Here is a 24,981-nt window from a genome sequence, read left to right as displayed (position 1 = left end):
TTAAGACAAAAAACTGATCCGAAGTGCCATAAACCGGCGTTCGGATCAGTTTTACTTATTTATTCTCCGACCGGATAAGGTTCGATCCGATCAGATGGTTTCGGGTGTTTAATTTTCGGCAAGATCTTGTGGAGCGGGACATTACGTTCTGCGACATGAGTCGACGGGTCAGCAGGATCGAATTGCTCCAAGAACTTCATCACTTCTTTGACGATCGGTGTCGGTGTGGAAGCTCCGGCAGTGACGCCGATCGTTTCGACACCTTCCAGCCATTCAAGTTTCAGCTCTGACAGATCAGAAATACGGTAAGCCGGTGTACCTGCGATGTCCTGGGACACTTGTGCAAGGCGATTCGAGTTATTGCTCATCGGGTCACCGACGACAATCAGCAGATCTGTATCAGTTGCCTGTTCTGCAACTGCTTCTTGTCGAACTTGTGTCGCCAAGCAAATTTCTTTATGCACTTCGGAATGAGGGAAGCGTTCTTTCAACCGTTCCATCATGTGCACGACATCCCACTGGCTCATCGTCGTCTGGTTCGTGACGATGATCTTGTCGGAATCCAGCTCAAGCGAGTTGACGTCATCCAACGTCTCGACAAGGTGGACTTTGTCCGGAGCAACACCGATCGCCCCTTCAGGCTCAGGATGGCCGCTCTTCCCGATGTAGATGATGTCGTAGCCTTCCGCTGTCTTCTCTTCGATCAATGTGTGTGTCACAGTGACGTCAGGGCAAGTAGCGTCGATCGACACCAATCCTTTGCGCTTCGCGAGTTCACGCACTTGCGGTGAAACGCCGTGTGCCGTGAAGATCACCGTTCCTTTATCGACTTTCTCCAAAATCTCAAGTCGGTTGCTGCCATCAAGTGTGATGATTCCATCTTCCTCGAAAGCATCCGTTACGTGTTTATTGTGCACAATCATACCAAGTATATAGATCGGCCGTGGAAGTGTTGTATCCATGGCTGCGTTTTTCGCGATGACCATTGCATCGACTACACCGTAGCAATAACCCCTAGGTGATATCTTCTGTACTTTCATCATCCCGCACTCCTTTCGAAATCATACTTTCATTATAGACGAGACAGCGCCGCTTTACAAAACATCTATCGCGCGGGACCCCTCTTTTGTGCTATAATGTCGGAAGCGTAAGGAGGGAGAACGTCCCGTGAAAACATTCAACGAATTATCATTAAAGCCGTTCCTGAAAGAGGCGGTAGAGAAACTTGGGTTTACTGAGCCCACACCGATCCAACAACAAATGATTCCGCTTGTTCTAAAAGGGAAGAGCGCCATCGGCCAGTCCCATACAGGAACAGGGAAAACACATAGTTTCATCATCCCGATTGCTGAACGGATCGACACGGCACGCGCGGAAGTACAAGCGGTCATCGCAGTCCCGACAAGAGAGTTGGGCTTGCAGATCCATGCAGAAATGCTGAAGCTGATCGAAGGGTCCGACATTGAAGCGAAACTGTTCATCGGCGGCACCGACAAAAAACGATCGATCCAAAAACTGAAGACACAGCCGCATATCGTCATTGGAACGCCGGGCCGCCTGAAAGACTTGGTCAATGAGCGTGCATTGTTCGTCCATACGGCGAATCTGCTTGTTGTCGACGAAGCGGATCTGGCATTCGACATGGGATTCATCGAGGAGATCGACCAAGTCGCATCGAAAATGATGAGCCCGCTTCAAATGTTCGTCTTTTCTGCGACAATTCCTGAAAAGCTCAAGCCTTTCTTGAACAAGTACATGGAAGCGCCGGAATTCATCAAGATCGATTCACGCCAATCGACAGCGGATGGCCTTGATTTCTACTTGGTTCCTGCACGAAGCAAAAAGAAAGTCGAGAAATTGGTGGAAGTGCTTGAAATTATCAACCCATACTTGGCAATCATCTTCGTCAACACGCGGACTAACGCGGACTACGTAGCAGACCAGCTGGCAAAGCAAGGGATCAAAGCCGGCCGGATCCACGGGGACCTGGCACCACGTGAACGTACGAAAATGATGAAGCAGATCCGTGACCTTGAATACAAATACATTGTAGCAACGGATCTTGCAGCACGCGGCATCGACATTCAAGGTGTCAGCCATGTCATCAACTATGAGCTTCCGGAAGACTTGGAATTCTTCATCCACCGCGTCGGACGTACAGCACGTGCGGGTCTGAAAGGACTTGCCATCACGCTTTACAAACCGGAAGATGAGGATGCACTGGTGCGCATCGAGCGGATGGGAATTCCGTTCGAACGGAAAGATATCGTGAACGGTGAGTTCAAAGAGCTGAAAGAACGCCACAGCAGGAAGAACCGTGTCGCTGGCGAATCGGAAGTGGACGCTAAGGTGAAAACGATGGTCCGTAAGCCGAAAAACGTCAAGCCGATGTATAAGAAGAAGATGAAGTGGAAGATGGACGAAATCAAAAAAGTGGAACGGCGCAAAAACCGAAAAAAGAAGTAAGGAGTTTCAGCCATGCTATTAGGATCACATGTTTCTATGAGTGGAAAAAAGATGTTGCTTGCAGCGAGCGAGGAAGCAGCTTCTTATGGAGCAACTACATTTATGATTTACACAGGCGCACCGCAAAATACACGCCGTAAACCGATTGAGGACTTGAACATTGAATTGGGGCAGGCACATATGAAAGAAAATGGCCTCTCGAACATCGTTGTCCATGCTCCGTACATCATCAATATCGCGAACACACTGAAGCCGGATACATTCGCACACGGCGTAGAGTTCCTGCAAACCGAAATCGAGCGTACGGCTGCTCTAGGAGCACGGCAAATTGTTTTGCACCCAGGCGCACATGTTGGCGCTGGAGCGGATGCAGGCATCGCGAAAATCGTCGAAGGCCTGAACGAAGTGCTATCACAGGATTTCCCTGTACAGATCGCGCTTGAGACGATGGCAGGCAAAGGCACAGAATGTGGCCGCAGCTTTGATGAAATCGCGAAGATTATCGACGGTGTTACGAACAACGAGCGCTTGTCTGTCTGCTTCGACACATGCCACGTGCATGATGCAGGCTATGACGTCAAGGAAGACTTCAACGGTGTGTTAGCTGAGTTCGACCGCATCGTCGGGATTGACCGCATCAAAGTGCTTCACATCAACGACAGTAAAAACATCCGCGGTGCCGGGAAAGACCGTCACGAAAACCTCGGATTCGGAGAGATTGGCTTTGATGCCCTTCACGGTATCGTACACCATCCTGATTTGATGCACGTGCCGAAAATTCTCGAAACGCCGTATGTCGGTTTAGATGCCAAGAAGAAAAAACCTCCATACTCGATCGAAATCGACATGCTGCGGAGCGGGTCATTCGCTCCCGAGCGTATCGAAGAGCTACGCAACCTATCAGCTCTGACAATCGGATAAGCAAGATTCACCACCAAGGATCGATTCCCTTGGTGGTTTTTGTATACCCGAAAATAATTTTGGAAATGGGTAGGTCAAAATTTTCGGTTAATGGTAAGATGTGTTTATAAAAGTGGAGTCTACCGAATTGGCGGAACAGGGGAGGAACTATATTCTTTGAAAAAATACATAGTTGGCAGCATTCTTTCGATTACAGTATTCGTCATCTTAATGATCGTCAATCAACAGGTTTTTAACAACGTCATGCCGTTGACGGCGCCGATTGCATTTCTGGTCTCGCATGTGGTCGTTTTTGCACAGCTCGTACCGGAGAAGAAGTGGTTCCGGTACTTGTTCTTCGTGTTGATCTTAGGCGCAGCCATTGCCTTGTCGGTGCCGGAATTCACACAGCAGGAAGCACGGCAACTGGTCCATGCCGAATACGGGGAACTGGCGTTGACGGAGCTGGATATTATTCCGACGACTGGTGGGAGCGAGTGGAATCCTTTCAACCCGCGCTGGGCCTATGCGTTCGAAGCCGAGGCATCCGAAACCGGGGAGCCGATCACCTTGATGGTCATTCCGGATTCGGGGAAAGTGTTCGAAATCATGCCGTACCAATAAAATGATTTAGAATTTTCACTCTGCTTCCTTTTGACGAGATTCATAGTAACATTAGAGATAAGAACTGGTTCAAGTAGTACGGTTGAAAGGGGATTGTTCAATGTTGAATTCGAAGTACTTGGATTTGTTAGCGCAGAAATACGATAGTGAAGAAAAAGTGGCCACTGAGATCATTAACTTGGAAGCGATACTCGATCTGCCGAAAGGGACAGAGCATTTCGTGAGTGACCTGCACGGCGAATACCATGCGTTCCAGCATGTGCTACGTAATGGTTCGGGCAATGTGAAAGTGAAAATCAAAGACCTTTTCCAGCATGAGCTGAATGAAGATGAATTGAATGAATTTGCGACATTGGTCTATTACCCGGAAGAAAAGCTCCGGATGATCAAAAGCAGTTATAATAGTGAAGAACAGCTGCACGAGTGGTACATCGACGTCATCGAGCGGATGTTGAAGCTCGTTTCCTACGCGTCCTCGAAATACACCCGTTCGAAATTGCGCAAGGCATTGCCGAAGCAATTCGTCTACATCATCGAAGAGATGCTGTATAAGACAGATGAATTCAAAAACAAAAAAGGTTACTATACGAAAATCGTCGATCAGCTCATTTCCCTTGGACAAGCGGATAAGCTTCTTATCGGACTTGCTTACACGACGCAGCGTCTTGTTGTCGACCATCTGCATGTCGTAGGGGATATTTACGACCGTGGTCCGGATCCACACAAGATCGTCGACACGCTCATCGGCTATCATTCCGTCGATATCCAGTGGGGCAACCATGACGCGCTTTGGCTCGGTGCTTTTTCCGGTTCCAAAGTGTGCTTGGCGAACATCATCCGGATCTGTGCACGCTATAACAACTTGGATATCATCGAAGACGTCTACGGCATCAACTTACGACCGTTGTTGAACTTGGCTGAGAAATATTACGAGGACAACAAGGTGTTCCGGCCGAAAATCATCTCGAATGAGAAATTGACTGAGCAAGAGCAGCTGCAAATCACCAAAATTCACCAAGCAATTTCCATCATCCAATTCAAATTGGAATGCCCGATCATCAAGCGTCGCCCAAGCTTCGATATGGAAGACCGGTTACTTTTGGATGAAGTGGACTACGAAAAGAATGAAATCACGTTGAACGGCAAGACGTACAAGCTTGAGAACACGTGCTTCTCGACGGTCGATCCTGAGAATCCGACAGAACTGCTGGAAGAGGAAGCCCAAGTGATCGACAAGCTGCTGTTCTCGATCCAGCACTCGGAGAAACTCGCACGCCACATGAACTTCCTGATGAAAAAAGGAAGCTTGTATTTGAAGTACAACGGCAACTTGTTGATCCACGGCTGTATTCCGCTTGATGAGGACGGCGAGATGGAGAAAATGGAAGTCGAAGGCAAGGAATATGCAGGACGTGAGCTGCTCGACGTATTTGAACGGCAGCTGCGCTATGCTTTTGCACATCCAGAGAAGACCGATGATTTTGCAACAGACATGGTCTGGTATTTGTGGACAGGCGAGAAATCATCCCTGTTCGGCAAACGCGAAATGACGACGTTCGAGCGTTACTTCATCAAAGAAAAAGAAACGCATAAAGAACGGAAAAACCCGTATTATTATTTGCGCGAAGACGAAGAGGTCTGCCGCAAGTTGCTGGAAGAATTCGATTTGGATCCGGACCAGGGACACATCATTAACGGCCATACACCTGTGAAAGAAATCGACGGAGAAGACCCGATCAAAGCGAACGGCAAGATGCTCGTCATCGATGGCGGCTTCTCGAAAGCCTATCAGTCCACGACCGGGATCGCAGGATATACCTTGCTATTCAACTCGTACGGCATGCAGTTGGCAGCCCACAAACTATTCAATTCGAAAGAAGAAGTGTTGGCGAACGGCACGGACGTCCTATCGGTGAAACGGCTAGTGGACGAAGAGCTGGAGCGGAAGAAAATCCGCGAGACGAATATCGGGGAAGAGCTATTGCAGGAAATCGACACATTGAACAAGCTGCGGGAACACCGCTACATGGATTGAAAAAAGGGAGAGTAGCTGATTGCAGCTTCTCTCCCTTTTTGAATAGTAGAACCTATTCAATGAGCCCGTCTTTCATCGTGACAACATGATCGGCGAATGACAGCATCTCTTCGTCATGTGTCACCATCAATGTCGTGATGTTCAATGTTTTCGTCAGCTCACGAATTAGCGTCATGACGTCTGTCGAACGTTTCGAGTCGAGTGAAGCGGTCGGCTCGTCTGCAAACAGCATTTTCGGCTTGTGGATGATGGCGCGTGCGATGGCGACGCGCTGTTTTTCACCACCGGACAGGGAAGCAGGATAGGCATCTTTCCGGTGCGACATGTCAATCAACTCAAGCATATTGGCGACTTCTTTCTTCTGCCCGGATTTCTTCATCTTCGTTTCCGATACTTCGAGCATAAGGAAGAGCTGTTCTTCCACCGTCAAGAAAGGCACGAGATGAGCGGACTGGAACACGAAGCCGAATTCGCGCGCACGGATTTTCCGTACTTGTTCAGCGCTCATGTCGGTCATATTCTTACCATCGAAAAGGATTTGCCCTCCGGAAGCTGGCTGGAGTCCTGCAGCAATCGTCAGCAATGTACTTTTACCGGATCCAGAAGCCCCGACCAATGACGTCACTTTTCCTTGCTCCAGCTTCAAGTCTATGCCTTTCAAAATCTCTTCCGAAACTTCTCCGTTCGTAAATGATTTTCTCACTTGTTGCGTCGCAAAAATTGTCATCTTATACCTCTCCTTGTTGAATCGCCTGCAGCGGTTCGACATTTTTTATTTGAATGCCGGACAATGTCGCTCCGATGAATCCGATAATCAAAAATACGATGGATAATTGAACGGTCGTCACAGCAGTCAAGCTGAATGGCATACCATCAGGTGCGATAAAATTGAAGCTTTGGCTCAGTGCGATTGAAAGTCCGAGTGCGATGATCGTGATGAAAAACATTTGGTTCCACATCATTTTGAACAGTGAGCTCGTTTTGACTCCAATCGCTTTTAAAATGCCATATAGGCCGATTTTTTGCACATTCATCATGTAGAAGAAGATGGCGAACAGCATGCCGCTGATGACAACAAGGAACCAGACGATCATGTTCAGTGACAGTTGCTCCGCGCTATAGCTTGGGATGGTGTTAAGGAATTCTGCATTTGTGAAAGATTGCAGCCCGTCGATTGCTGGTAGGTCATTGCTTCCCGGGATGAACAATAGCTGCATTTCCATCACGCGGTACATTTCCTGGTAGTTTTTCATATGGATGAATGCCACTGGTGCGTGGCTGTATTTCTGTTGATCGACAAAGCCTTTGACGACGAATTCACCGCTGAACTGGTTGTTCGTCAGCACGTCACCGACTTGGATTCCTGCTCCTTCGAGCGAGCGATCCAAGATGATTTCTCCCTCCTTCACAGAGCCGAACAGCTCGTTGTCAGTTGACGTGACGAATGCCACGCTCCGCTGTTTGTCTTCCGAGTCGTTCAGGAAGCCCATCTGGATGGACATAGCGAGCGCATCCGGCTGTTGTTCCAGCACTTGTTCCTGTGTTTCCGTATCGATTCGAGATAAGTTATATGTTTCTTCTGCATCAGCTGTCATATAAAATTGTCCGTCCGTCAGATCTTTGATCAAAGCGGCGTTGTCCTGTGACAAGCCGTTCGCCAGCCCCGAGATGATGAACGTCAAAAAGCTGACGAGAAAAATGATGGATCCTAAAATAGCGAAACGAACTTTGTTTTTCTTGATTTCTTTCCATGCAATATTCAATGTGAACGCCTCCACCAACTTGATAACCTTAGTTTAAACAGGCTAGATGAATGGAACATGAACGAGCAGTGACATTTCAGTCAGAACGAAAAAAAGGGAATCCATCAGAGTGGATTCCCTTCAAACACATGTTATTTTTCTTCTTCACCGATCCAGAATGTTGTCAACAGGAATAGGAAGAAGCTGAGCAGCAGGATTGAACCGCCGATAATGTAGATCAGCAAGGTGACGATGTCAGGCAGTGGAAAGGGTTTCAGGAATTCCAGCCACATGCCGCCTGTCAAACCGATTGTCCCGATGAGGGCGGTATACACGTGAAGTGCAGCGATTTTCTTCGAGCGGATGAAGAACAGACGGTAATATGCTGCCCATGAGAATAGGCTGAGCCAGCCGACCACTAAGATGTGTGCATGGATTGCACGGAACTGATAGCCACCTGAACCCGCCATATGCGCACCGAGGCCTGCACCGATTAAGCCGAAGACGGCAGCAGCCCGAACAAGCCATAAACTCCAAACTTTTTGATGTTTCATGTACATCCTCCTAAATGGATTGACTTCATGCCTTAAGCATATAATCCCTTCATGAACGGAAGATGAACGATTGGTTACATCGTTGGAAGTTTGATGCGTAGAGCAGTGCCTGCATCGATTTCACTTTCGATTTCAGCAGTACCGCCGTGCAGCTCGACGATTTCATGGACGATCGATAAGCCGAGGCCAGAGCCTTTCGTCGAGCGGGTTCGCGCATGGTCTGCGCGGTAAAAACGTTCAAACGCATGCTGAACATCTTCAGGGGACATACCGATTCCTTCATCGCGTACGACTAATTCCATTCCATCAGCCGACGCAGTTAGTTCGATATCGACAGCTCCTCCTGGTTCGCTGTACTTCACCGCATTCGTCAAGACATTCTCCCAGACGGTTTGGAGGAGGACAGCGTTACCTTTTACGTTGACAGGTGAAAGTTGCGCGGAAACCCCGAGTTCTTTCTCTTCAAAGGCATGGCGCAAGTGCAACAGCGTTTCACGCAGCTGCTGATCGACCGGGACTGTCTCGAGCGGGTCAATCGCTTCCGCATCGAACGAGGACAGCGTCAGCAGCTGATTCGTGAGAAGCGAGAGTCGTGTCGTCTCTTCTTGAATGATTGAAAAATATTGTGCTCGTTCTTTTTCACTGACCTCTTCTTTTTGAAGTAAAGCCAAGTAGCTTTGGATCGTGTGGAGTGGTGACTGGATATCGTGCGATACGTTATGGACGAATTCCTTCCGCTTCAAAGTAGACTGTTCAATCCGGGAGCGCATCATCAAAAATTGATCGGCCAGTCGTCCGATTTCGTCAGTCCGGTCGATGGAGAGGGGGACGTCAAACGTTTCTGTTCCCATTTTCTCCGTTGCTTCCGTTAGTTCTGTAATCGGCTGGATTAAGAGGCGTGCCACAAGCAGCATCCCTAAGAAGCTCAAGAGAACGATGCCGACTGCCAATCCACCGAACAGCAGGTGAAGTTCTTTGAACAGCAGCCCGATATTCGGTCGTAAAAAGAGTGCTTGACGCTTGCCGTCCAGTTCGACCGAGACCCCGACCGTATTTTCGAGCTCATTCGCGAAAAATCCGGTTACGAAGATTTCACGTGGGAAGTCGCTCATGCCGTTGAACGGTACGCCGTCCAGCACTTGTTGAATATCTTCCCCGTCGATTGATTCATCGCGGAACTCTCCGCCGTAACGCTTGACGGACATGCCGTCAGTCACATACAGCTGATACCCGGCATCACCGAACACATCGAGTGCTTCTTCGATGTCTTCCGATGCGGTCGCATCCAGATAAGCAGCGAAAGAGAGCGCGATCGCCATGTTCTTTTCGTTATTTTCTTCCTTTAAATATTGATCGTAATAGGCGTTCATGGAAAAAAACGAAATAGCACTGCTGATCAGCATCGTGGCGAACGTAAACCAGATGAATTTTACATACAAGCTCATCCTCGCACCTCGATCTTGTAGCCGACGCCTCTCACCGTGATGATCTTGACGTCCGGCGCAAAACGTTCCAGTCGCTGACGCAGCCTTTTTATATGAACATTGATCGTTTGTTCATCGCCCTGGAAATCGATGCCCCAAATGTTTTCGATGATCAAATCTCTGCTCAGCACTTGCTTCGGGCGTGATGCAAGAAGTGCAAGTAATTCAAATTCCTTGAGCGGAATGAGCAAAATGCCATTCGTCGATTTCACTTCATAGCTTTTCAAATCGATACGCAAAGAACCGAGCGCCAACAAGTCGTCATCCGGATGGTCATATCTCCGTAATATCGCTTTGATCCGGAAAAGGAGCTCTTTCGACTCGAAAGGCTTCACTAAATAATCATCGGAACCGGCCAAAAATCCGCGTTCTTTATCTTCAATATGATGTCTTGCCGTCAACAAAATTACCGGAAGTGCATAATCCGTGCGCAAAATTTTCGTCAGTTCGAACCCGTCAATTCCAGGCATCATCACATCGACGACCGCCAAATCGACCGTCTCGGATTCCAGCCGCTGGAGCGCTTGCTCGCCGGAAGTAGCTTCCACTACTTCATAGCCTTCCTGACGCAGTTCCTCCGCTACGAACCCGAGCATATGTATATCATCATCTACTGCTAATATCCGAATCATTCACATCCGCCTCCTTGATTGCTATTATACCTATTTGAACCTGTTTTGCGGAATATCGTCCATACTGCAACTTAAATATTTACATTACTCCTTGCGTCCGCTATACTATTCTAATGTAAATCGTAATCATTCTGAATTAGAAAGTGGGCGGGGGAATGGAATCTCCGTTAATTGATCTCAAAGATATCAGTTATTCATATGAACAGACAAAAGCGCTGGATCATATTTCGTTGACCGTACGAGAAGGGGACTTCTTGGCGATCATCGGGCCGAACGGTTCGGGCAAATCGACGCTGCTGAAAATCATGCTCGGGCTGCTCAAGCCGACGAGCGGAACAGTGGAGCTGTTCGGTGTGGATTCGAAGCAATTCAAACAGCGTGAATGGATCGGCTATGTTTCTCAAAAATCCAATTCCTTCAACTCCGGTTTTCCGGCGACGGTGGAAGAAGTCGTCATCGGGGGCTTGGCTAAAAAAGCAGGACTTTTCAAGCGCATCCCGAGAGATGCCAAGAAACTTGCGAATGACGCACTCACATCGGTCGGCATGGCAGCTTTTGCGAAGCGGAGGATCAGTGAGTTGTCCGGCGGTCAGCAACAGCGCGTATTCATCGCGCGTGCGCTCGTCGCCAGACCGAAAGTGCTCATCCTCGATGAACCGACTGTCGGCATCGACCATGAAAATGTCCAAGCATTCTATAATATGCTGGCGCATCTAAATCATGACCATGACATCACGATGATTTTGGTCACGCACGACATGGGCAGTGTTTCAGACCGCATCACCCATGTGGCATGTTTGAACCAGACCATCCATTTCCATGGATTCAAAGAGAAATTCGAAACAATGAGTGATGAACAATTAGAAGCATGGCATGGCCATTCCGTCCGGAAAATTCATCATAACGGAGGAGATTCGCAGCATGCTTGAAGCTATTTTTACGTATCAATTTTTGCAAAATGCATTTTTAGCAGGCATCATCATTGGTGCCATCGCACCGCTTCTCGGCGTCTTCATCGTTGTCCGTCGGCTGTCGCTCATCGCGGATGCACTGAGTCATGTGACGCTTGCCGGAATCGCCGGAAGCCTCTTCCTGAGCCAGAGCGTTGCCGTGTTCGCTACGCTCAATCCACTGTTTCTCGGCATTTTCGCATCTGTCGCAGGATCGGTCCTGATCGAGCGGCTACGGTCACTGTATAAGCATTATGAAGAATTGGCGATTCCGATCATCCTGTCTGCGGGCATCGGTTTCGGTGCGATTTTCATTTCGCTTGCACAAGGCTTTTCGAATGACTTGTTCGGCTATTTATTTGGCTCGGTCTCCGCAGTCAGCCGGGAAGACCTCTTCATCGTCATTGCGATTGCTGCGGTTGTCCTGTTGTTCATCCGGCTGTTCTTCAAGGAACTGTTCGTCCTGTCGTTTGATGGTGAATACGCGAAAGCGAGCGGCCTGCCGGCAAAATGGATCCATTTCCTATTTATGATTGTCACAGCGCTGGTCATTGCCGGTTCCATGCGAATCGTTGGGATTTTGCTTGTATCGTCACTCATGACGATTCCAGTTGCTGCTGCGATGCGCGTTTCGAAAAGTTTCAAACAGACGATTATATTGTCGATTGTTTTCGGGGAAGTTTCTGTTTTGACGGGACTTTTCACAGCGTTCCATTTCAACTTGGCACCAGGCGGCACAATTGTCGTCACCTCGATTTTCCTATTACTTGTTGTCATCGGATATAAGAAGTTTTCGCTTTCAATGAAGAAGGGGGCAATTACGTGAATATCGAAAGAGCGTGGGAGATTTTAAAGGCCAATGGATTCAAGGAAACATCCAAACGCCAACAGATTTTGGAGTTGTTTGCAGATGACGAGCGGTACTTGACCGCTCGTGACTTGCTGGACGTCATGCAGAAGGATTACCCGGGAATGAGCTACGATACGGTGTACCGGAACTTGGCGACGTTCGTATCGCTCGACATCCTGGAGGAAACGGAGTTGTCAGGGGAACGTCATTTCCGCATGCAGTGCGAGAGCGACCACCATCATCACCATTTCATCTGCATGGACTGCGGCAAGATCAAGGAAATTCCGATGTGCCCGATGGATTTGCTCGGATCGGCGCTGCCAGCATACGAAATCGCCAGTCATAAATTCGAAATCTACGGCAGATGTCCGTCTTGTAAATAAAGAAAAGCTGTTCTGGGAAGTTGGATTCCTGAAACAGCTTTTTTGCTGGACAAGTCGCACGAAAAAACCGCTCCCAAATGACTGGGAGCGGTTCTTTTATACTTCTATTTTCGTTCCGAATTCTTTTTGGACCCAAGCATCTGCCTCAAGCCAGTTGGTGACGCGGACCACTCCATCCGGAATTGACATCCGGTTGTACGGCGTGTCGAACAGAATGACTGGAATGTCCAGTTCTTCTGAGATCTCAACAGCGTTGTCATGCTTATCCTCGAAGAAAAGGTGGACGCCATGTTCTTTCGCTGCATTGATTTTCTTGTGCGTGCCGATCAATTCAATATGGTCAAACGCAATGGCATGTTGTTTGAACCAATCGAATGTCACATCACGGACACTCGAACTGCGGGCCGAAATGTAATAAAGTTCGTAACGATCTTTCCACTCGTTCAACACGAGATCGGCATTTTCCGAAATCGGGGAGACCGAGTAGATATAAGGTTCTTCTTTTTGGAACCACTCGTATACTTCTTTTTGAGTCAAATGGGGAAGTGCTTTCGATAAATCGTATTCTTTAATATCGTCAAGCGTCAATTCACTATTGAATGCACGGTTCAAGTGGGGGACAAGTGACGTTGGACATGTCACGGTCCCATCTATATCGATTCCGAAACGGTATCTCATCGTCTCACATCCTCAATCAGCTGTTTTGCTCTGCAAGTTCCGCTTCTTCAGCCGCTTTTTTATCGAAATACTCCTGTGCTAATTTGTCGATTTCGATTTTCAGTTCATCGACCATTGTTTCTTCAGGAACTTTACGGACTGTCTTCCCTTTCATGAAGAGAAGGCCTTCGCCACGAGCTCCAGCGATCCCGATGTCCGCTTCACGCGCTTCACCAGGTCCGTTAACCGCACATCCAAGAACAGCCACTTTCAGTGGTGCTTTGATGTTCGAGATGTATTCTTCCACTTCGTTCGCGATTTTAATCAAGTCGATCTCGATGCGTCCGCAAGTTGGACAAGAGATCAATGTCGCTGCGTTCGATGAAAGACCGAAGACTTTCAGTAGTTCACGTGCTACTTTGATTTCTTCTACTGGGTCAGCGCTCAAGGAAACGCGCAATGTGTTCCCGATCCCTTTTGAAAGCAATGTTCCAAGACCTGCAGCGGATTTCACAGTACCAGAGAACAATGTTCCTGATTCAGTGATCCCGAGGTGCAGTGGGTAAGGGATAACTTCTGCGGCTTTTTCGTAAGCTTCAACTGCAAGACCGACATCGGATGCTTTCAGCGATACGATGATGTCGTGGAAATCAAGGTCTTCAAGGATCTTGATATGGTGCAAAGCACTTTCGACCATGCCTTCAGCAGTAGGGTAGCCGTATTTCTTCAAGATGTGGCGCTCAAGTGAACCAGCGTTGACACCGATACGGATCGGAATGCCTTTCGCTTTAGCAGCATTAACGACCGCTTCGACTTTTTCACGGCGTCCGATGTTACCTGGGTTGATTCGGATCTTATCAGCACCTTGCTCGATCGCGATCAGAGCAAGTTTGTAGTCAAAATGGATATCCACGACAAGCGGGATGTTGATGCGTTTCTTGATTTCTCCGATAGCTAAAGCTGCACGTTCGTCCGGACAAGCGACGCGGACAACTTGACATCCGGCTTCTTCCAAACGCAGGATTTCAGCAACTGTCGCATCGACGTCATGCGTTTTTGTTGTTGCCATACTTTGGATAAACAATTCATTGCTGCCGCCGATTGTCAAATTACCAACTTTGACGGGGCGTGTTTTCGAACGGTGAAGAACTTCACTCATTGAGTATTCTCTCCTTTTTTTGTCAGCGGAGGAACTCTCCGGACATAATTCTAAAGGTCGGAAGGACCGACTCTGACAAATGTCTATAGCTATTTTAGCAGTGCCGCCCTTGAAAAGACAAGGAATTACGATTGATGCGGTTTTTTAACTCCTGGCAAGTTCGGGTAATATCCTGCTGCTACATATAAATAAAGGACGGTCAGCAAGCTGATTAGTATCCCAATCGCTCCCGGGCCCCCCGTGAAACTATAGAAGAAAGCAAGAAATGAAGGGACGGTGACCGCCAGTGAAGTGGTGCGCCACATGTGCCGGTATTCGCCGCGCTTCTTGCGCATCTTCAGGAAAGCCATCCCTGCGAATGCATATACTGAAATCAAAATGAATTGGTAGAGCGTCGTTGAAACAAATAATGAAAGAAGTGAAAACGGATAGAGAATCCATTCGATTTCATTGATGTAGTCAAGAAGGCCACTCATGTCATCTGCTGTCTGCTGTAGGCTGCCGACAAGTTCGACGAATGACAGGACAGTCAATATCGCGATGACAATAAAAACGAACCTCAAAACCCGGCCGATCGGTAAAATACGTGCAGCCGCCTGTTTTTTCGGTTCCATCAAACTCGCTTTGAGTAATTGGAAGAAATTCACGAACAAGCTCCTTTCAGCAAAAATCCGTTGTTGACTTTCTTATCGTATCACGATTGTGACAGCATTTATCGTCTGATTGTTACGGGATTGTAAATTTTGAATAAAGGTATTTACATTTCTTTAGAGAACTCTTCATAATGAGGAAGGTATGAAGACGTATAATAGGAGTTGAATATTAATCGTGGATACAAACTGGCAAATCATGATCTTCACATTTCTAGGAGGTTTAGGGCTCTTCCTGTTCTCCATCAAGTTCATGGGGGATGCTCTTCAAAAAGCGGCTGGGGACCGCCTCCGAGGAATTCTGGATCGTTTTACGACCAATCCGTTCATGGGGGTTCTGGTCGGGATTGTTGTAACGGTCTTGATCCAATCAAGTTCCGGAACGACAGTCATTGTCGTTAGTCTCGTCAGCGCAGGGTTCATGACATTGCGACAAGCGATCGGTGTCATCATGGGTGCCAATATCGGGACGACGGTCACTGCTTTCATTATCGGTCTCGACGTCGGTGCGTATGCACTGCCTATTTTAGCTTTCGGGGCATTATTGATCTTTTTCTTCAAGAAAAAGCAAGTTCAAAACTTTGGTGAAGTCGTCTTCGGCTTCGGGGGCTTGTTCTATGGCCTCGAATTGATGAGCGATGGAATGAAGCCGTTAAGGGAATCGGAAATGTTCCTCGAATTGACGATTTCATTGAGTGAATTACCGATCCTGGGCGTAGTAGTCGGAACGGTCTTTACATTGATCGTCCAAAGCTCAAGTGCGACAGTCGCAATTTTGCAAGGTTTGTATGCTGAGGGAATCTTAGATTTGCAGGCATCCTTACCTGTATTATTCGGTGACAACATCGGAACAACGATCACAGCAGTTCTCGCGGCGCTTGGCGTATCCGTCGCCGCGCGCCGTGCAGCCGCCGTCCACGTGCTGTTCAACGTTCTCGGAAGTATCATTTTCTTGCTTCTCCTGAAACCATTTACAGCATATGTACTTTGGCTTTCGACCATATTGGGGCTTGAACCGAAAATGCAGATCGCATTTGCACACGGTTCATTCAACGTAGCAAACACGATCATCCAATTCCCATTGATCGGGATCTGGGCGATTCTCGTGACGAAGCTGATTCCGGGCGAAGAAGTAGTGGTCGAATTCAAGCCGAAACATTTGGATGTCCACTTCATTGAACAATCGCCATCGATCGCGCTCGGTCAAGCGAAAGAAGAAGTGCTTCGCATGGGTGACTTCTCAGTCCAAGGACTTGAAAAAACATATGATTATCTGAAAACGAAAAACAAACGAAGCGCAGAAATGGGCTATCAGTTTGAAGATGCGATCAACAACTTGGATCAGAAAATCACCGATTACTTGGTGAAAATTTCTTCGGGCTCCATTTCCGCAGCGGATTCCACGCGTCACACGATGCTCATGGAAACAGTCCGTGACATTGAGCGTATCGGGGATCACTTCGAGAACATCATCGAACTGATCGATTATCAGGAGAACAACCGGGTTTCGATTACGGATGATGCAATGAAGGATCTGGATGAAATGTTCACATTGACGATCGAAACAGTCCGTAAAGCAATGAGCGCACTTGATACGACGAGCCACGAATTGGCACGTGAAGTCGTTGAGCAGGAAGACTTGATTGACAAAATGGAACGCACATTCCGCAAGAAGCACATTCTTCGTGTCAACGAAGGCCGCTGTTCTGCTCAGGCAGGTATCGTATTCGTCGATATCGTCTCCAACCTTGAGCGGATCGGTGACCACTCAGTGAACATCGCTGAATCGATTCTTGGCAACCGCGCATAATTAAATAGAAGAAAAGAACTCCCTTTCAGCTTTACATTTGGTACTAGGTAAGGCACGATAAAAGGGAGTTCTTTTTTACATCGAGGAGGAAAACGAATGGACATACTAGCGTGGATTCTCATCCTGCTTTGTTTTGCGATCGGCTTTGTCGGTCTCATCTATCCGATCATTCCAGCGGTCCTATTCATTCTGGGCGGATTTGTCGTATATGGCCTGTTCTATAGTTTTGCAGATTTGCCTTGGTGGTTCTGGCTTATCCAAACCTTGTTCGTGGTACTGCTGTTTGGAGCGGACACGATTGCGAACTTGTTCGGGGTGAAGCGGTTCGGCGGTTCGAAGGCCGGCATGTGGGGGAGCACGATCGGCTTGATCTTCGGCCCGTTCATCATCCCGATTTTCGGTATCTTGATCGGCCCATTCGCGGGTGCGATTTTGGCGGAGCTGATCTTCAACAAGACAAAGCTGAAGCAGGCAGTCATGTCGGGCGTCGGTTCGGTTGTCGGATTCATCACGTCGGTATTCACAAAAGGGATCCTGCAAGTGGTCATGGTTTTGATTTTCTTCTTTACAATATAAGTGGCGAGTGAGGACACCGGGAGACTGGTGTTCTTTTTGTTGTTTTTGAATGGGAGGGGGCGTGTAGGAATCCGCTTCGTCGCTTCGGACAGGGCTCCTGTGATAAGCCATCTCCTCCGCTGAGAGTGTGGGAGAAGTGTTAGTGAGTGATCATCTTCATTTCTTTCTATTGATGGAGTTGAGGTAAATGTCTGGGCGGCTGACTGCGTAGGCCGCTGGGGTTCTAGTGCCGATGTGTGGAAAAGTGATTCGGGTGTCGCGTAGAAATTCGCTTGCGGCTTCGGACAGGGCTCCCGTGATAAGCCAAGCTGAGAATCGCTCGTCTTATCACTCCGCCCAGTCCACACCAGCCACTTCGCTGGTGTGTGGGTGAAGTGGTGGTGTTGTGGCAGCTAGCGTTTCATTCTAATTCGGGTGTTTCATATTTGTTTGGCGGCTGACTGCGTAGGCCGCTGGGGTTTTAGTGCCGATGTGTGGAAAAGTGATTCGGGTGTCGCGTAGAAATTCGCTTGCGGCTTCGGACATGGCTCCCGTGATAAGCCGAGCTGAGAATCGCTCGTCTTATCACTCCGCCCAGTCCACACCAGCCACTTCGCTGGTGTGTGGGTGAAGTGGCGGTGTTGTGGCAGCTAGCGTTTCATTCTAATTCGGGTGTTTCATATTTGTTTGGCGGCTGACTGCGTAGGCCGCTGGGGTTCTTATTTTGGAGAGAAAATAGTGAGCGGGAGAGATCCGTTTTTGTCGAGTTAGTACTTTTTAGTCGTGAGATATTACTTAAGTTGCTCGAGTTATTACTTGGCATCGAATCGAGCTTGAAAATGGACGAGATACTACTTGTCGGCAGTGAGATACGATTTCAAGCTCGTGAGGTACAACATTCATTCTCCTGCTCTCTCATTTTCAAGAGTGAAAAATCTGAGTCGTGACTAGTTTGTGTTGAGTCGCGACTGCAAGTGCCTGAGTCACGATTAAAATCTGTGAGTCGCGACTAAATCCAGAATCAGCATGAAGACTAAAATCCCCACCTATCATCCGATACCTTCTGTGAGAGTGCGACGATGGCGGATATGTTTTGATCATCCAAATCACCAGCATTAGACACCACTCCCTTTATCGAAGGAGCTGAGCCGGAATGGAAGAGCGAGCAAGCAAAGACATTGACCGAATTTCATTCGGCCAACATCTTCTCAGCGCCTCTAACGTGCGAAGCTCTGGAATGCAGGTCAGCCGGACACTAATGATTTCATTCTTCAAAAGGAACATGCAAATCAGCCGGAAGCTGCATAATTCTATCAATCCTTCCTTCAACTTCAGCCAAAAGTCTGAAATGGGCAGGCGGCGTGCATTTTGTTTGTGTCGGTCTGAAAACTTTGATACATTAAGAAATGTAGAACAAACAGAATCGAGGAGGAATTATTCATGGCTTATGAATTACCAGAACTACCTTACGCGTACGATGCACTCGAACCACACATCGACAAAGAGACGATGAACATCCACCACACGAAGCACCACAACACTTATGTGACGAATGTGAATGCAGCGTTGGAAGGACACGCAGATCTTGCTTCTAAATCAGTTGAAGAATTGATTGCAGATCTTGATGCAGTTCCAGAGGATATCCGTACTGCAGTTCGTAACAACGGTGGCGGACATGCGAACCACTCATTGTTCTGGCAGTTGCTTTCGCCAAATGGCGGCGGCGCTCCATCCGGTGCACTTGCTGAAGCGATTGACAGCAAATTCGGCAGCTTTGATGCATTCAAAGAGAAATTCGCTGCAGCAGCGAAAACACGTTTCGGCTCAGGCTGGGCGTGGCTTGCAGTATCGAACGGTGAAGTTGAAGTCACTTCAACGCCAAACCAGGACTCTCCATTGATGGAAGGCAAAACGCCTCTACTTGGATTGGACGTTTGGGAGCACGCTTATTACTTGAACTACCAGAACAGACGCCCGGATTACATTGATGCATTCTGGAATGTTGTTAACTGGGATGAAGTTTCAAAACGCTTTGAAGCTGCAAAATAATTAAATAAGCAGCAACTTTGCACACACTTTTGCGTCTTAAAAAGTGTGTGCTTTTCTTCGTTCGATGCTATACTTACGAATGGAGCAATTCAGTGAAAGGAGAGGAAACGCTGAATGCAGACCCCTCAGAAACGACGCGTTTCTCTCGCGAAAGCGAAGCTTAAAAACCATACGATTTTTCGGATGAATATTCTCTTTTTTACCATTTTCCTGCTTTTTTCCGCTTTGATCCTCCGTTTGGGATATTTACAGATCGTAAAAGGCGAAGACTTCACGCTGGCGCTTGCGCGTACGGAAGAAGTCGCGATCAATACGAGTGTGCCACGAGGTCGCATCTTCGACAGCGAAGGGCGGATCCAAGTGGACAATAAGCCTGTAAATGCAATTACGTACACACCGATGCAGACGACGAAGCGTTCGGAAATGATGGAAGTTGCAGCAAAGCTGGCGACATTGATTGAGAAAGAACCGGATAAAGTGACGCCACGTGACAAACAGGATTTTTACATTTCCCTCAACCTTGAGGCGGCGAATGAAAAAGTATCAGAAGAAGAACGCCTGGCAATCCAAAATGAAGACATTACAGAAAAAGAGAAGCAGCGTAAGCTTGATACGCTCATCCGCGACCGCATCACGGATGAGGAATTGGCCAGCTTGACGTCTGAAGAGCTTGAAGTTCTCGCGATCTACCGTGAAATGACTTCCGGCTATGCACTGACACCGCAAATCATCAAAAACGAGAACGTGACACCGGAAGAATTCGCCCGTGTGTCCGAGCGGTTGACGGATCCCGACATGAAAGGCGTCAACACCGTAACGGACTGGGAACGTGTCCGCTCAAGCGACTTGACGATCCTCGGCACGACGACGACTCCAGAACAAGGCATTCCATCAAGTGACCTCGAATATTACTTGTCCCGCGACTATTCTCGGAACGACCGTGTCGGACGAAGCTTCCTTGAGCAGCAGTATGAATCCGTGCTACAAGGCCAGAAATCCGTCGTGAAGAGTATTACCGATGGCCGTGGCCGCGTCATTGATACTGTCCCTGAAAAGGAGGGGGAACCCGGCAAGGACTTGGTGCTGACAATCGACAGTGAGATGCAGGCAGCGATGGAAGAAATCGTTGAAAAAAAACTGCGTCAGCTAAAAGCTGGTCCGAATGCACAGCTGGTCCGTGATGCTTACCTTGTCATGATGGATCCGCGAACGGGTGAGATCTTATCACTTGTCGGCAAACGACTGAGCGACCCAGATGAGAACGGTCAGCGTGAAATTTTAGACTATGCATACGGCACATTCACGGCCGGGCATGAAGTAGGATCTTCTATTAAGGGCGCAACCATTTTGACAGGATATTCTGAAGGCGCGATTGGGATGAATAGTGTCATGATTGATGAACCATTGAAAATCGGGAATGACCGACCGAAAGCATCGCTCTTTAACCGTACGTTGTTTAACCGTGTGCCGGTCAACGACTTGACTGCAATTGAACTATCTTCGAACGTTTACATGTTCAAAATTGCACTTGGTCTTGCTGGTGCACGTTATCAATACGGTGAGCCAATTAATATTCCAGACAGCAGCTTTAACATAATGCGTAATTCATTCGCGCAGTTCGGGCTTGGTGTCAAAACTGGCATCGACTTGCCGAATGAAGGTACAGGGTATGAGGGTACGGACTTGATGGCCGGTAAATTCCTCGATTTATCGATTGGTCAGTTTGATACGTATACCACGCTGCAACTGGCACAATACGTTTCGACAATCGCCAATGATGGCTACCGGATGGCACCGCACGTCGTGAAAGAGATTCGACAACCTTCTATAGATGGTGTTAATTTGGGTGCTATCGATCGCATCATTGATCCACGTGTTCTGAACCGTGTCGATAACTCCCAAGCAGAGATTGACCGGGTCAAGGAAGGGATGCGCCGCGTTTACACGGGCAGCCGCGGAACCGCACGCCGTTACTTCGAGAACCTCGGTTATACGGCTGCAGGGAAAACTGGGACTGCCCAGGTGACGTTTTACGATAGCTCGAGCCGCTACAACGGTCAGACATCGATCAATACGTCACACGTCGGTTTTGCGCCTTTCGATAACCCGGAAGTCGCCTATGCCGTCTTGATTCCTTATATCACGACGAACGACAACAAAGTCCCACCGGCAAGCAACGAAATCGCTCGGGAAGCGCTGGACAAATACTTTGAACTGAAGAATAAGAAAGTCTCTGAATCACCGGATCAAATCCGTGAACCATTCTCTGATTCTGTCATTGAAGAAGGAGACGAATAATAACAAAAGCTGCTCCGAACGTCATGAATCATGATGTTGCGGGGTAGCTTTTTTAATTTCCCGAAAAGCCGATGAATATAGGAATAGAAAGAACATCTTCGCCAATGCATTCTTGACGCTGTTTCTCTGCTTTTCTAGTGATGACAGCACCGCCATATTCCCTTTATGGAGAGATGGAAAACGTCTTTACACTTTCTTAACATTCGCTTTATATGTCCTCAATATTGGAGGTCTATAGTTAGGACTGTAAACAAAACATAATCTTTTAGGGGGAACACAGAAATGAAAAACTGGAAATTCGCAATGGCTTCAACAATTTTAGGTTCAGCACTTATCCTCGGAGCGTGCGGCAGCACAGAAGACGATACTGCGGCAGATCAACCAGGTTCTGACACGGAAGAAACGACTCAAGACACTGCCGGCGATGAAGAAGCTGCGGTTGAAGGTTCTGTTTCAGGTGATGGTTCTTCGACAGTAGCTCCGATCATGGAAGGTGTCGTTGAAGAGTACGCTGGTGCTCAGCCGGATGTCCAGGTCACTGTCGGTGTTTCAGGGACAGGTGGAGGCTTTGAGAAATTCATTCAAGGCGAAACGGATTTTTCGAACGCATCCCGTCCAATTAAAGATGAAGAGATTGCAAGCCTTGAAGAAGCAGGCGTTGACTATACGGAACTATTGCTGGCGTATGACGGCCTATCAGTAGTCGTAAGCCAAGAGAACGACTGGGTGGAAGATTTGACAGTCGAAGACTTGAAGAAGCTTTGGGTAGAAGATGGATCAACGAAAATGTGGTCAGACATCAACCCTGATTGGCCGGAAGAAGAAGTGGTCTTCTACGCACCAGGTACGGATTCTGGAACGTTTGACTATTTCAACGAAGTAATCCTTGAAGATGAGGACCTTGTAAGCTCTGCAACTTTGTCAGAGGACGATAACATCCTAGTACAAGGAATCCAAGCTGATCCGAACGCAATCGGGTTCTTCGGATACGCATATTATGTAGCGAACCAGGATACGTTGAAAGTTGTATCGATCGACGGTGTAGAGCCGACGAATGACTCGATTGAATCAGGAGAGTACTCTCCGCTATCGCGCCCATTATTCGTCTATGCGAGCAACACTGCAGTAGCTGAAGACGATGCAGTATTCGACTTCTTGAAGTACACAGTGGAAAATGCTGGTGAAATGGCTGAATCAGTTGGTTACGTAGCATTGCCGCAAGAAGAGTACGACAAAGGTTTAGCAGATCTTGAAGCGTTGCGTTAAGGCTGACTGAGATGACTTTACCGGGTGAGCAGTATCTGCTCACCTTTTCGGATTGAAAGGGGATTCGTTATGGGGACTTCTGTGCAAGATTTAATCGCGCAGTCAAAAGGCAAGAAAAACAAGAGGTTTATCGAAAAACTGATTCCGGTGATTCTATTTTTGATTGCGTCGGTATCCGTACTGACGACTATCGGAATCATCATGACCTTGATCGTCGAGACGATCACATTCTTTACGAAAGTATCGGTCACGGACTTCCTGTTCGGTACGACGTGGCTGCCATTCTCAAACAAGCAGGAGCTTTACGGAATCTGGCCATTGATCGTCGGCACGTTGAAAGTGACGCTGATTGCCGTCATCGTTGCTGTGCCGATCGGTATTTCCGCCGCGATTTATTTGAGCGAATATGCAAGTGAGCGTGTGCGCCGGATCATCAAACCAATCCTGGAAGTGCTTGCCGGAATCCCGACAATCGTCTATGGATTCTTCGCACTCACGTTCGTTACACCACTCTTGCAGACATTCTTTCCGGAAGTGAAGATTTTCAACGCGATCTCACCAGGCATCGTCGTCGGGATCATGATCATCCCGATGATCGCTTCCTTATCTGAAGATGCGATGAGCTCTGTGCCGAAGCATATTCGTGAAGGGGCGCTGGCACTCGGCTCCACGAAGTTCGAAGTGGCCATCAAAGTCATTCTTCCAGCAGCAGTCTCTGGTATCGTTGCTTCTGTCGTATTGGCAGTATCGCGCGCGATCGGTGAGACGATGATCGTTTCTCTCGCTGGGGGTTCGACGCCAAAATTCGACGGCACTTTCACTGATTCCATCCAAACGATGACGGCTTATATCGTCCAGGTTTCAAAAGGTGACGCAGGATATGGAACGACCATCTATTATTCCATTTACGCGGTAGGATTCACGCTATTCATCTTCACGATGTTGATGAACATTCTGGCGCAGTATGTATCCAAACGCTTCAGGGAGGAATATTGAGATGAGATATATCGAACATGATGCCGTAGTAAAACGGATGAACAGCCGAATGGTGGTCAACAAAGTATTCAAAGGGTTCTTCATTTTTGCAACATCGCTCGCTTTATTGGCGTTAGTCATTTTGCTTTATCGAATCGTTACACAAGGGGCTGGACACTTGTCCATCGACTTCTTGACGAATTTTGCGTCACGGTTCCCGGAAAAGGCTGGAATCAAAGCCGCCCTCATCGGTTCGATCTGGTTGATGGCGGTCGTCGCTCCGACTTCAATCATTTTGGGTGTCGGTTCAGCCGTCTACTTGGAAGAGTATGCGAAGAAATCAAGGCTCACGACGTTCATCCAGACGAACATCGCGAACTTGGCCGGTGTACCATCTGTCGTTTTTGGTCTTCTCGGTTTGACGATTTTCGTCCGTACGTTGTCACTTGGCAATAGTATTCTTGCAGCGGGCTTCACGATGAGTCTATTGATCTTGCCGGTCATCATCGTCGCAGCGCAGGAAGCGATCCGTTCCGTTCCGAAAGAATTGCGCGATGCATCTTACGGGATGGGCGCAACAAAATGGCAAACCATCGTTAAGATTATTTTACCAGCAGCGATTCCAGGCGTTTTGACAGGAAGTATCTTGGCGTTATCACGGGCTATCGGGGAGACTGCTCCGCTGATCGTCATCGGTATACCGGTCATCATCCAGTTCTTGCCGAAAGGTGTCATGGATACATTCACCGCGCTTCCGATGCAGATTTACGACTGGTCAAGCCGACCACAGCAAGAGTTCCAAATGGTGGCGGCAGCTGGAATCATCATCTTGATGGCATTCTTGATTATCATGAACTCCATCGCAGTAGCCATTCGCAACAAGTACGATAAACGTTATTAATTTGTTTGAAGGGAAAGGGGATTCACAATGACTGTCTCACT

The 24,981-nt window shown here is 48.0% G+C and carries 23 protein-coding genes; 14 read left to right on the top strand and 9 right to left on the bottom strand.

Annotated elements, in window-relative coordinates; translation table 11 throughout:
* Window positions 1–59: 59 nt before the first annotated feature.
* On the bottom strand, window positions 60–1,040 hold the full coding sequence (locus tag GIW82_RS02860) for a 4-hydroxy-3-methylbut-2-enyl diphosphate reductase (RefSeq protein ID WP_154748401.1): 981 nt from the start codon (window positions 1,038–1,040) through the stop codon (window positions 60–62).
* Window positions 1,041–1,167: 127 nt separating this feature from the next.
* Here GIW82_RS02860 and GIW82_RS02855 point away from each other — a divergent pair, with 127 nt between their 5' ends.
* The 4 genes from GIW82_RS02855 (at window position 1,168) to GIW82_RS02840 (ending at window position 6,025) form a co-directional block, all read left to right on the top strand.
* A complete protein-coding gene (locus tag GIW82_RS02855; protein WP_370455972.1) occupies window positions 1,168–2,466 on the top strand; it encodes a DEAD/DEAH box helicase in 1,299 nt (432 codons plus the stop codon).
* 12 nt (window positions 2,467–2,478) lie between these two features.
* Window positions 2,479–3,387 (top strand): deoxyribonuclease IV, encoded by a 909-nt coding sequence (locus GIW82_RS02850; RefSeq protein ID WP_154748400.1) that lies wholly within the window; start codon window positions 2,479–2,481, stop codon window positions 3,385–3,387.
* A 156-nt stretch (window positions 3,388–3,543) separates the two neighbouring features.
* Window positions 3,544–3,990 carry a hypothetical protein gene (locus GIW82_RS02845; RefSeq protein WP_154748399.1) on the top strand — a complete coding sequence of 149 codons (447 nt, stop codon included), beginning with the start codon at window positions 3,544–3,546 and terminating at the stop codon, window positions 3,988–3,990.
* Between the two features lie 103 nt (window positions 3,991–4,093).
* Window positions 4,094–6,025, top strand: coding sequence for a fructose-1,6-bisphosphatase (locus GIW82_RS02840; RefSeq protein ID WP_154749568.1), 1,932 nt, complete (start codon window positions 4,094–4,096; stop codon window positions 6,023–6,025).
* Window positions 6,026–6,077: 52 nt separating this feature from the next.
* On the opposite strand, the gene GIW82_RS02835 is transcribed toward GIW82_RS02840, so the two are convergent.
* From GIW82_RS02835 to GIW82_RS02815, 5 genes are all read right to left on the bottom strand, one after another.
* The gene (locus tag GIW82_RS02835; protein ID WP_154748398.1) at window positions 6,078–6,752 is read right to left on the bottom strand and encodes an ABC transporter ATP-binding protein; all 675 of its coding nucleotides are present in this window, start codon (window positions 6,750–6,752) and stop codon (window positions 6,078–6,080) included.
* 1 nt (window position 6,753) lies between these two features.
* On the bottom strand, window positions 6,754–7,788 hold the full coding sequence (locus tag GIW82_RS02830; protein ID WP_154748397.1) for an ABC transporter permease: 1,035 nt from the start codon (window positions 7,786–7,788) through the stop codon (window positions 6,754–6,756).
* A 131-nt stretch (window positions 7,789–7,919) separates the two neighbouring features.
* Window positions 7,920–8,321 carry a hypothetical protein gene (locus tag GIW82_RS02825; RefSeq protein WP_154748396.1) on the bottom strand — a complete coding sequence of 134 codons (402 nt, stop codon included), beginning with the start codon at window positions 8,319–8,321 and terminating at the stop codon, window positions 7,920–7,922.
* A gap of 74 nt (window positions 8,322–8,395) precedes the next feature.
* Entirely contained in the window at window positions 8,396–9,766 is a 1,371-nt protein-coding gene (locus GIW82_RS02820) for a sensor histidine kinase (protein WP_154748395.1), read from the bottom strand.
* The gene (locus tag GIW82_RS02815) at window positions 9,763–10,437 is read right to left on the bottom strand and encodes a response regulator transcription factor (protein WP_154748394.1); all 675 of its coding nucleotides are present in this window, start codon (window positions 10,435–10,437) and stop codon (window positions 9,763–9,765) included. The genes GIW82_RS02820 and GIW82_RS02815 overlap by 4 nt, the downstream gene beginning before the upstream one ends.
* Window positions 10,438–10,592: 155 nt before the next feature.
* Between GIW82_RS02815 and GIW82_RS02810 the strand changes: the two genes are divergently transcribed.
* Genes GIW82_RS02810 through GIW82_RS02800 form a run of 3 tightly spaced genes read left to right on the top strand, consistent with a single transcriptional unit; the run spans window position 10,593 to window position 12,620 of the window.
* The gene (locus GIW82_RS02810) at window positions 10,593–11,366 is read left to right on the top strand and encodes a metal ABC transporter ATP-binding protein (protein ID WP_154748393.1); all 774 of its coding nucleotides are present in this window, start codon (window positions 10,593–10,595) and stop codon (window positions 11,364–11,366) included.
* Window positions 11,359–12,213: a metal ABC transporter permease gene (locus GIW82_RS02805; RefSeq protein WP_154748392.1), complete on the top strand. Its 855-nt coding sequence runs from the start codon at window positions 11,359–11,361 to the stop codon at window positions 12,211–12,213. The genes GIW82_RS02810 and GIW82_RS02805 overlap by 8 nt, the downstream gene beginning before the upstream one ends.
* Window positions 12,210–12,620, top strand: a complete 411-nt coding sequence (locus tag GIW82_RS02800; RefSeq protein WP_370455971.1) for a Fur family transcriptional regulator — start codon at window positions 12,210–12,212, stop codon at window positions 12,618–12,620. Before GIW82_RS02805 ends, GIW82_RS02800 begins: the two co-directional genes overlap by 4 nt.
* 96 nt (window positions 12,621–12,716) lie before the next feature.
* Here GIW82_RS02800 and GIW82_RS02795 read toward each other — a convergent pair whose 3' ends face one another.
* The 3 genes from GIW82_RS02795 to GIW82_RS02785 all read right to left on the bottom strand — a co-directional run bounded on the left by GIW82_RS02795 (window position 12,717) and on the right by GIW82_RS02785 (window position 15,083).
* Entirely contained in the window at window positions 12,717–13,298 is a 582-nt protein-coding gene (locus GIW82_RS02795) for a 5' nucleotidase, NT5C type (protein WP_154748391.1), read from the bottom strand.
* Window positions 13,299–13,314: 16 nt separating this feature from the next.
* Window positions 13,315–14,436 carry a flavodoxin-dependent (E)-4-hydroxy-3-methylbut-2-enyl-diphosphate synthase gene (gene ispG, locus GIW82_RS02790; protein ID WP_154748390.1) on the bottom strand — a complete coding sequence of 374 codons (1,122 nt, stop codon included), beginning with the start codon at window positions 14,434–14,436 and terminating at the stop codon, window positions 13,315–13,317.
* A gap of 125 nt (window positions 14,437–14,561) precedes the next feature.
* On the bottom strand, window positions 14,562–15,083 hold the full coding sequence (locus GIW82_RS02785; RefSeq protein WP_370455970.1) for a DUF1189 family protein: 522 nt from the start codon (window positions 15,081–15,083) through the stop codon (window positions 14,562–14,564).
* Between the two features lie 181 nt (window positions 15,084–15,264).
* On the opposite strand from GIW82_RS02785, the gene GIW82_RS02780 reads away from it, so the two are divergent.
* The 7 genes from GIW82_RS02780 to pstA all read left to right on the top strand — a co-directional run bounded on the left by GIW82_RS02780 (window position 15,265) and on the right by pstA (window position 24,940).
* The gene (locus tag GIW82_RS02780) at window positions 15,265–16,896 is read left to right on the top strand and encodes a Na/Pi cotransporter family protein (RefSeq protein WP_370455969.1); all 1,632 of its coding nucleotides are present in this window, start codon (window positions 15,265–15,267) and stop codon (window positions 16,894–16,896) included.
* A 96-nt stretch (window positions 16,897–16,992) separates the two neighbouring features.
* Window positions 16,993–17,472, top strand: a complete 480-nt coding sequence (locus tag GIW82_RS02775) for a DUF456 domain-containing protein (protein ID WP_154748389.1) — start codon at window positions 16,993–16,995, stop codon at window positions 17,470–17,472.
* 1,419 nt (window positions 17,473–18,891) lie between these two features.
* Window positions 18,892–19,500, top strand: coding sequence for a superoxide dismutase SodA (sodA, locus tag GIW82_RS02770; RefSeq protein WP_154748388.1), 609 nt, complete (start codon window positions 18,892–18,894; stop codon window positions 19,498–19,500).
* Window positions 19,501–19,614: 114 nt separating this feature from the next.
* The gene (locus GIW82_RS02765; RefSeq protein ID WP_154748387.1) at window positions 19,615–21,798 is read left to right on the top strand and encodes a penicillin-binding transpeptidase domain-containing protein; all 2,184 of its coding nucleotides are present in this window, start codon (window positions 19,615–19,617) and stop codon (window positions 21,796–21,798) included.
* A 282-nt stretch (window positions 21,799–22,080) separates the two neighbouring features.
* A complete protein-coding gene (locus GIW82_RS02760; protein WP_154748386.1) occupies window positions 22,081–23,064 on the top strand; it encodes a PstS family phosphate ABC transporter substrate-binding protein in 984 nt (327 codons plus the stop codon).
* A 69-nt stretch (window positions 23,065–23,133) separates the two neighbouring features.
* A complete protein-coding gene (gene pstC / locus GIW82_RS02755) occupies window positions 23,134–24,060 on the top strand; it encodes a phosphate ABC transporter permease subunit PstC (RefSeq protein WP_154748385.1) in 927 nt (308 codons plus the stop codon).
* A 1-nt stretch (window position 24,061) separates the two neighbouring features.
* Window positions 24,062–24,940 carry a phosphate ABC transporter permease PstA gene (gene pstA, locus GIW82_RS02750; protein ID WP_154748384.1) on the top strand — a complete coding sequence of 293 codons (879 nt, stop codon included), beginning with the start codon at window positions 24,062–24,064 and terminating at the stop codon, window positions 24,938–24,940.
* Window positions 24,941–24,981: the final 41 nt, after the last annotated feature.

The sequence above is a fragment of the Planomicrobium sp. YIM 101495 genome, assembly GCF_009707665.1.
GTDB lineage: Bacteria > Bacillota > Bacilli > Bacillales_A > Planococcaceae > Planococcus.
This window is presented reverse-complemented; position numbering and strand designations above follow the sequence as displayed.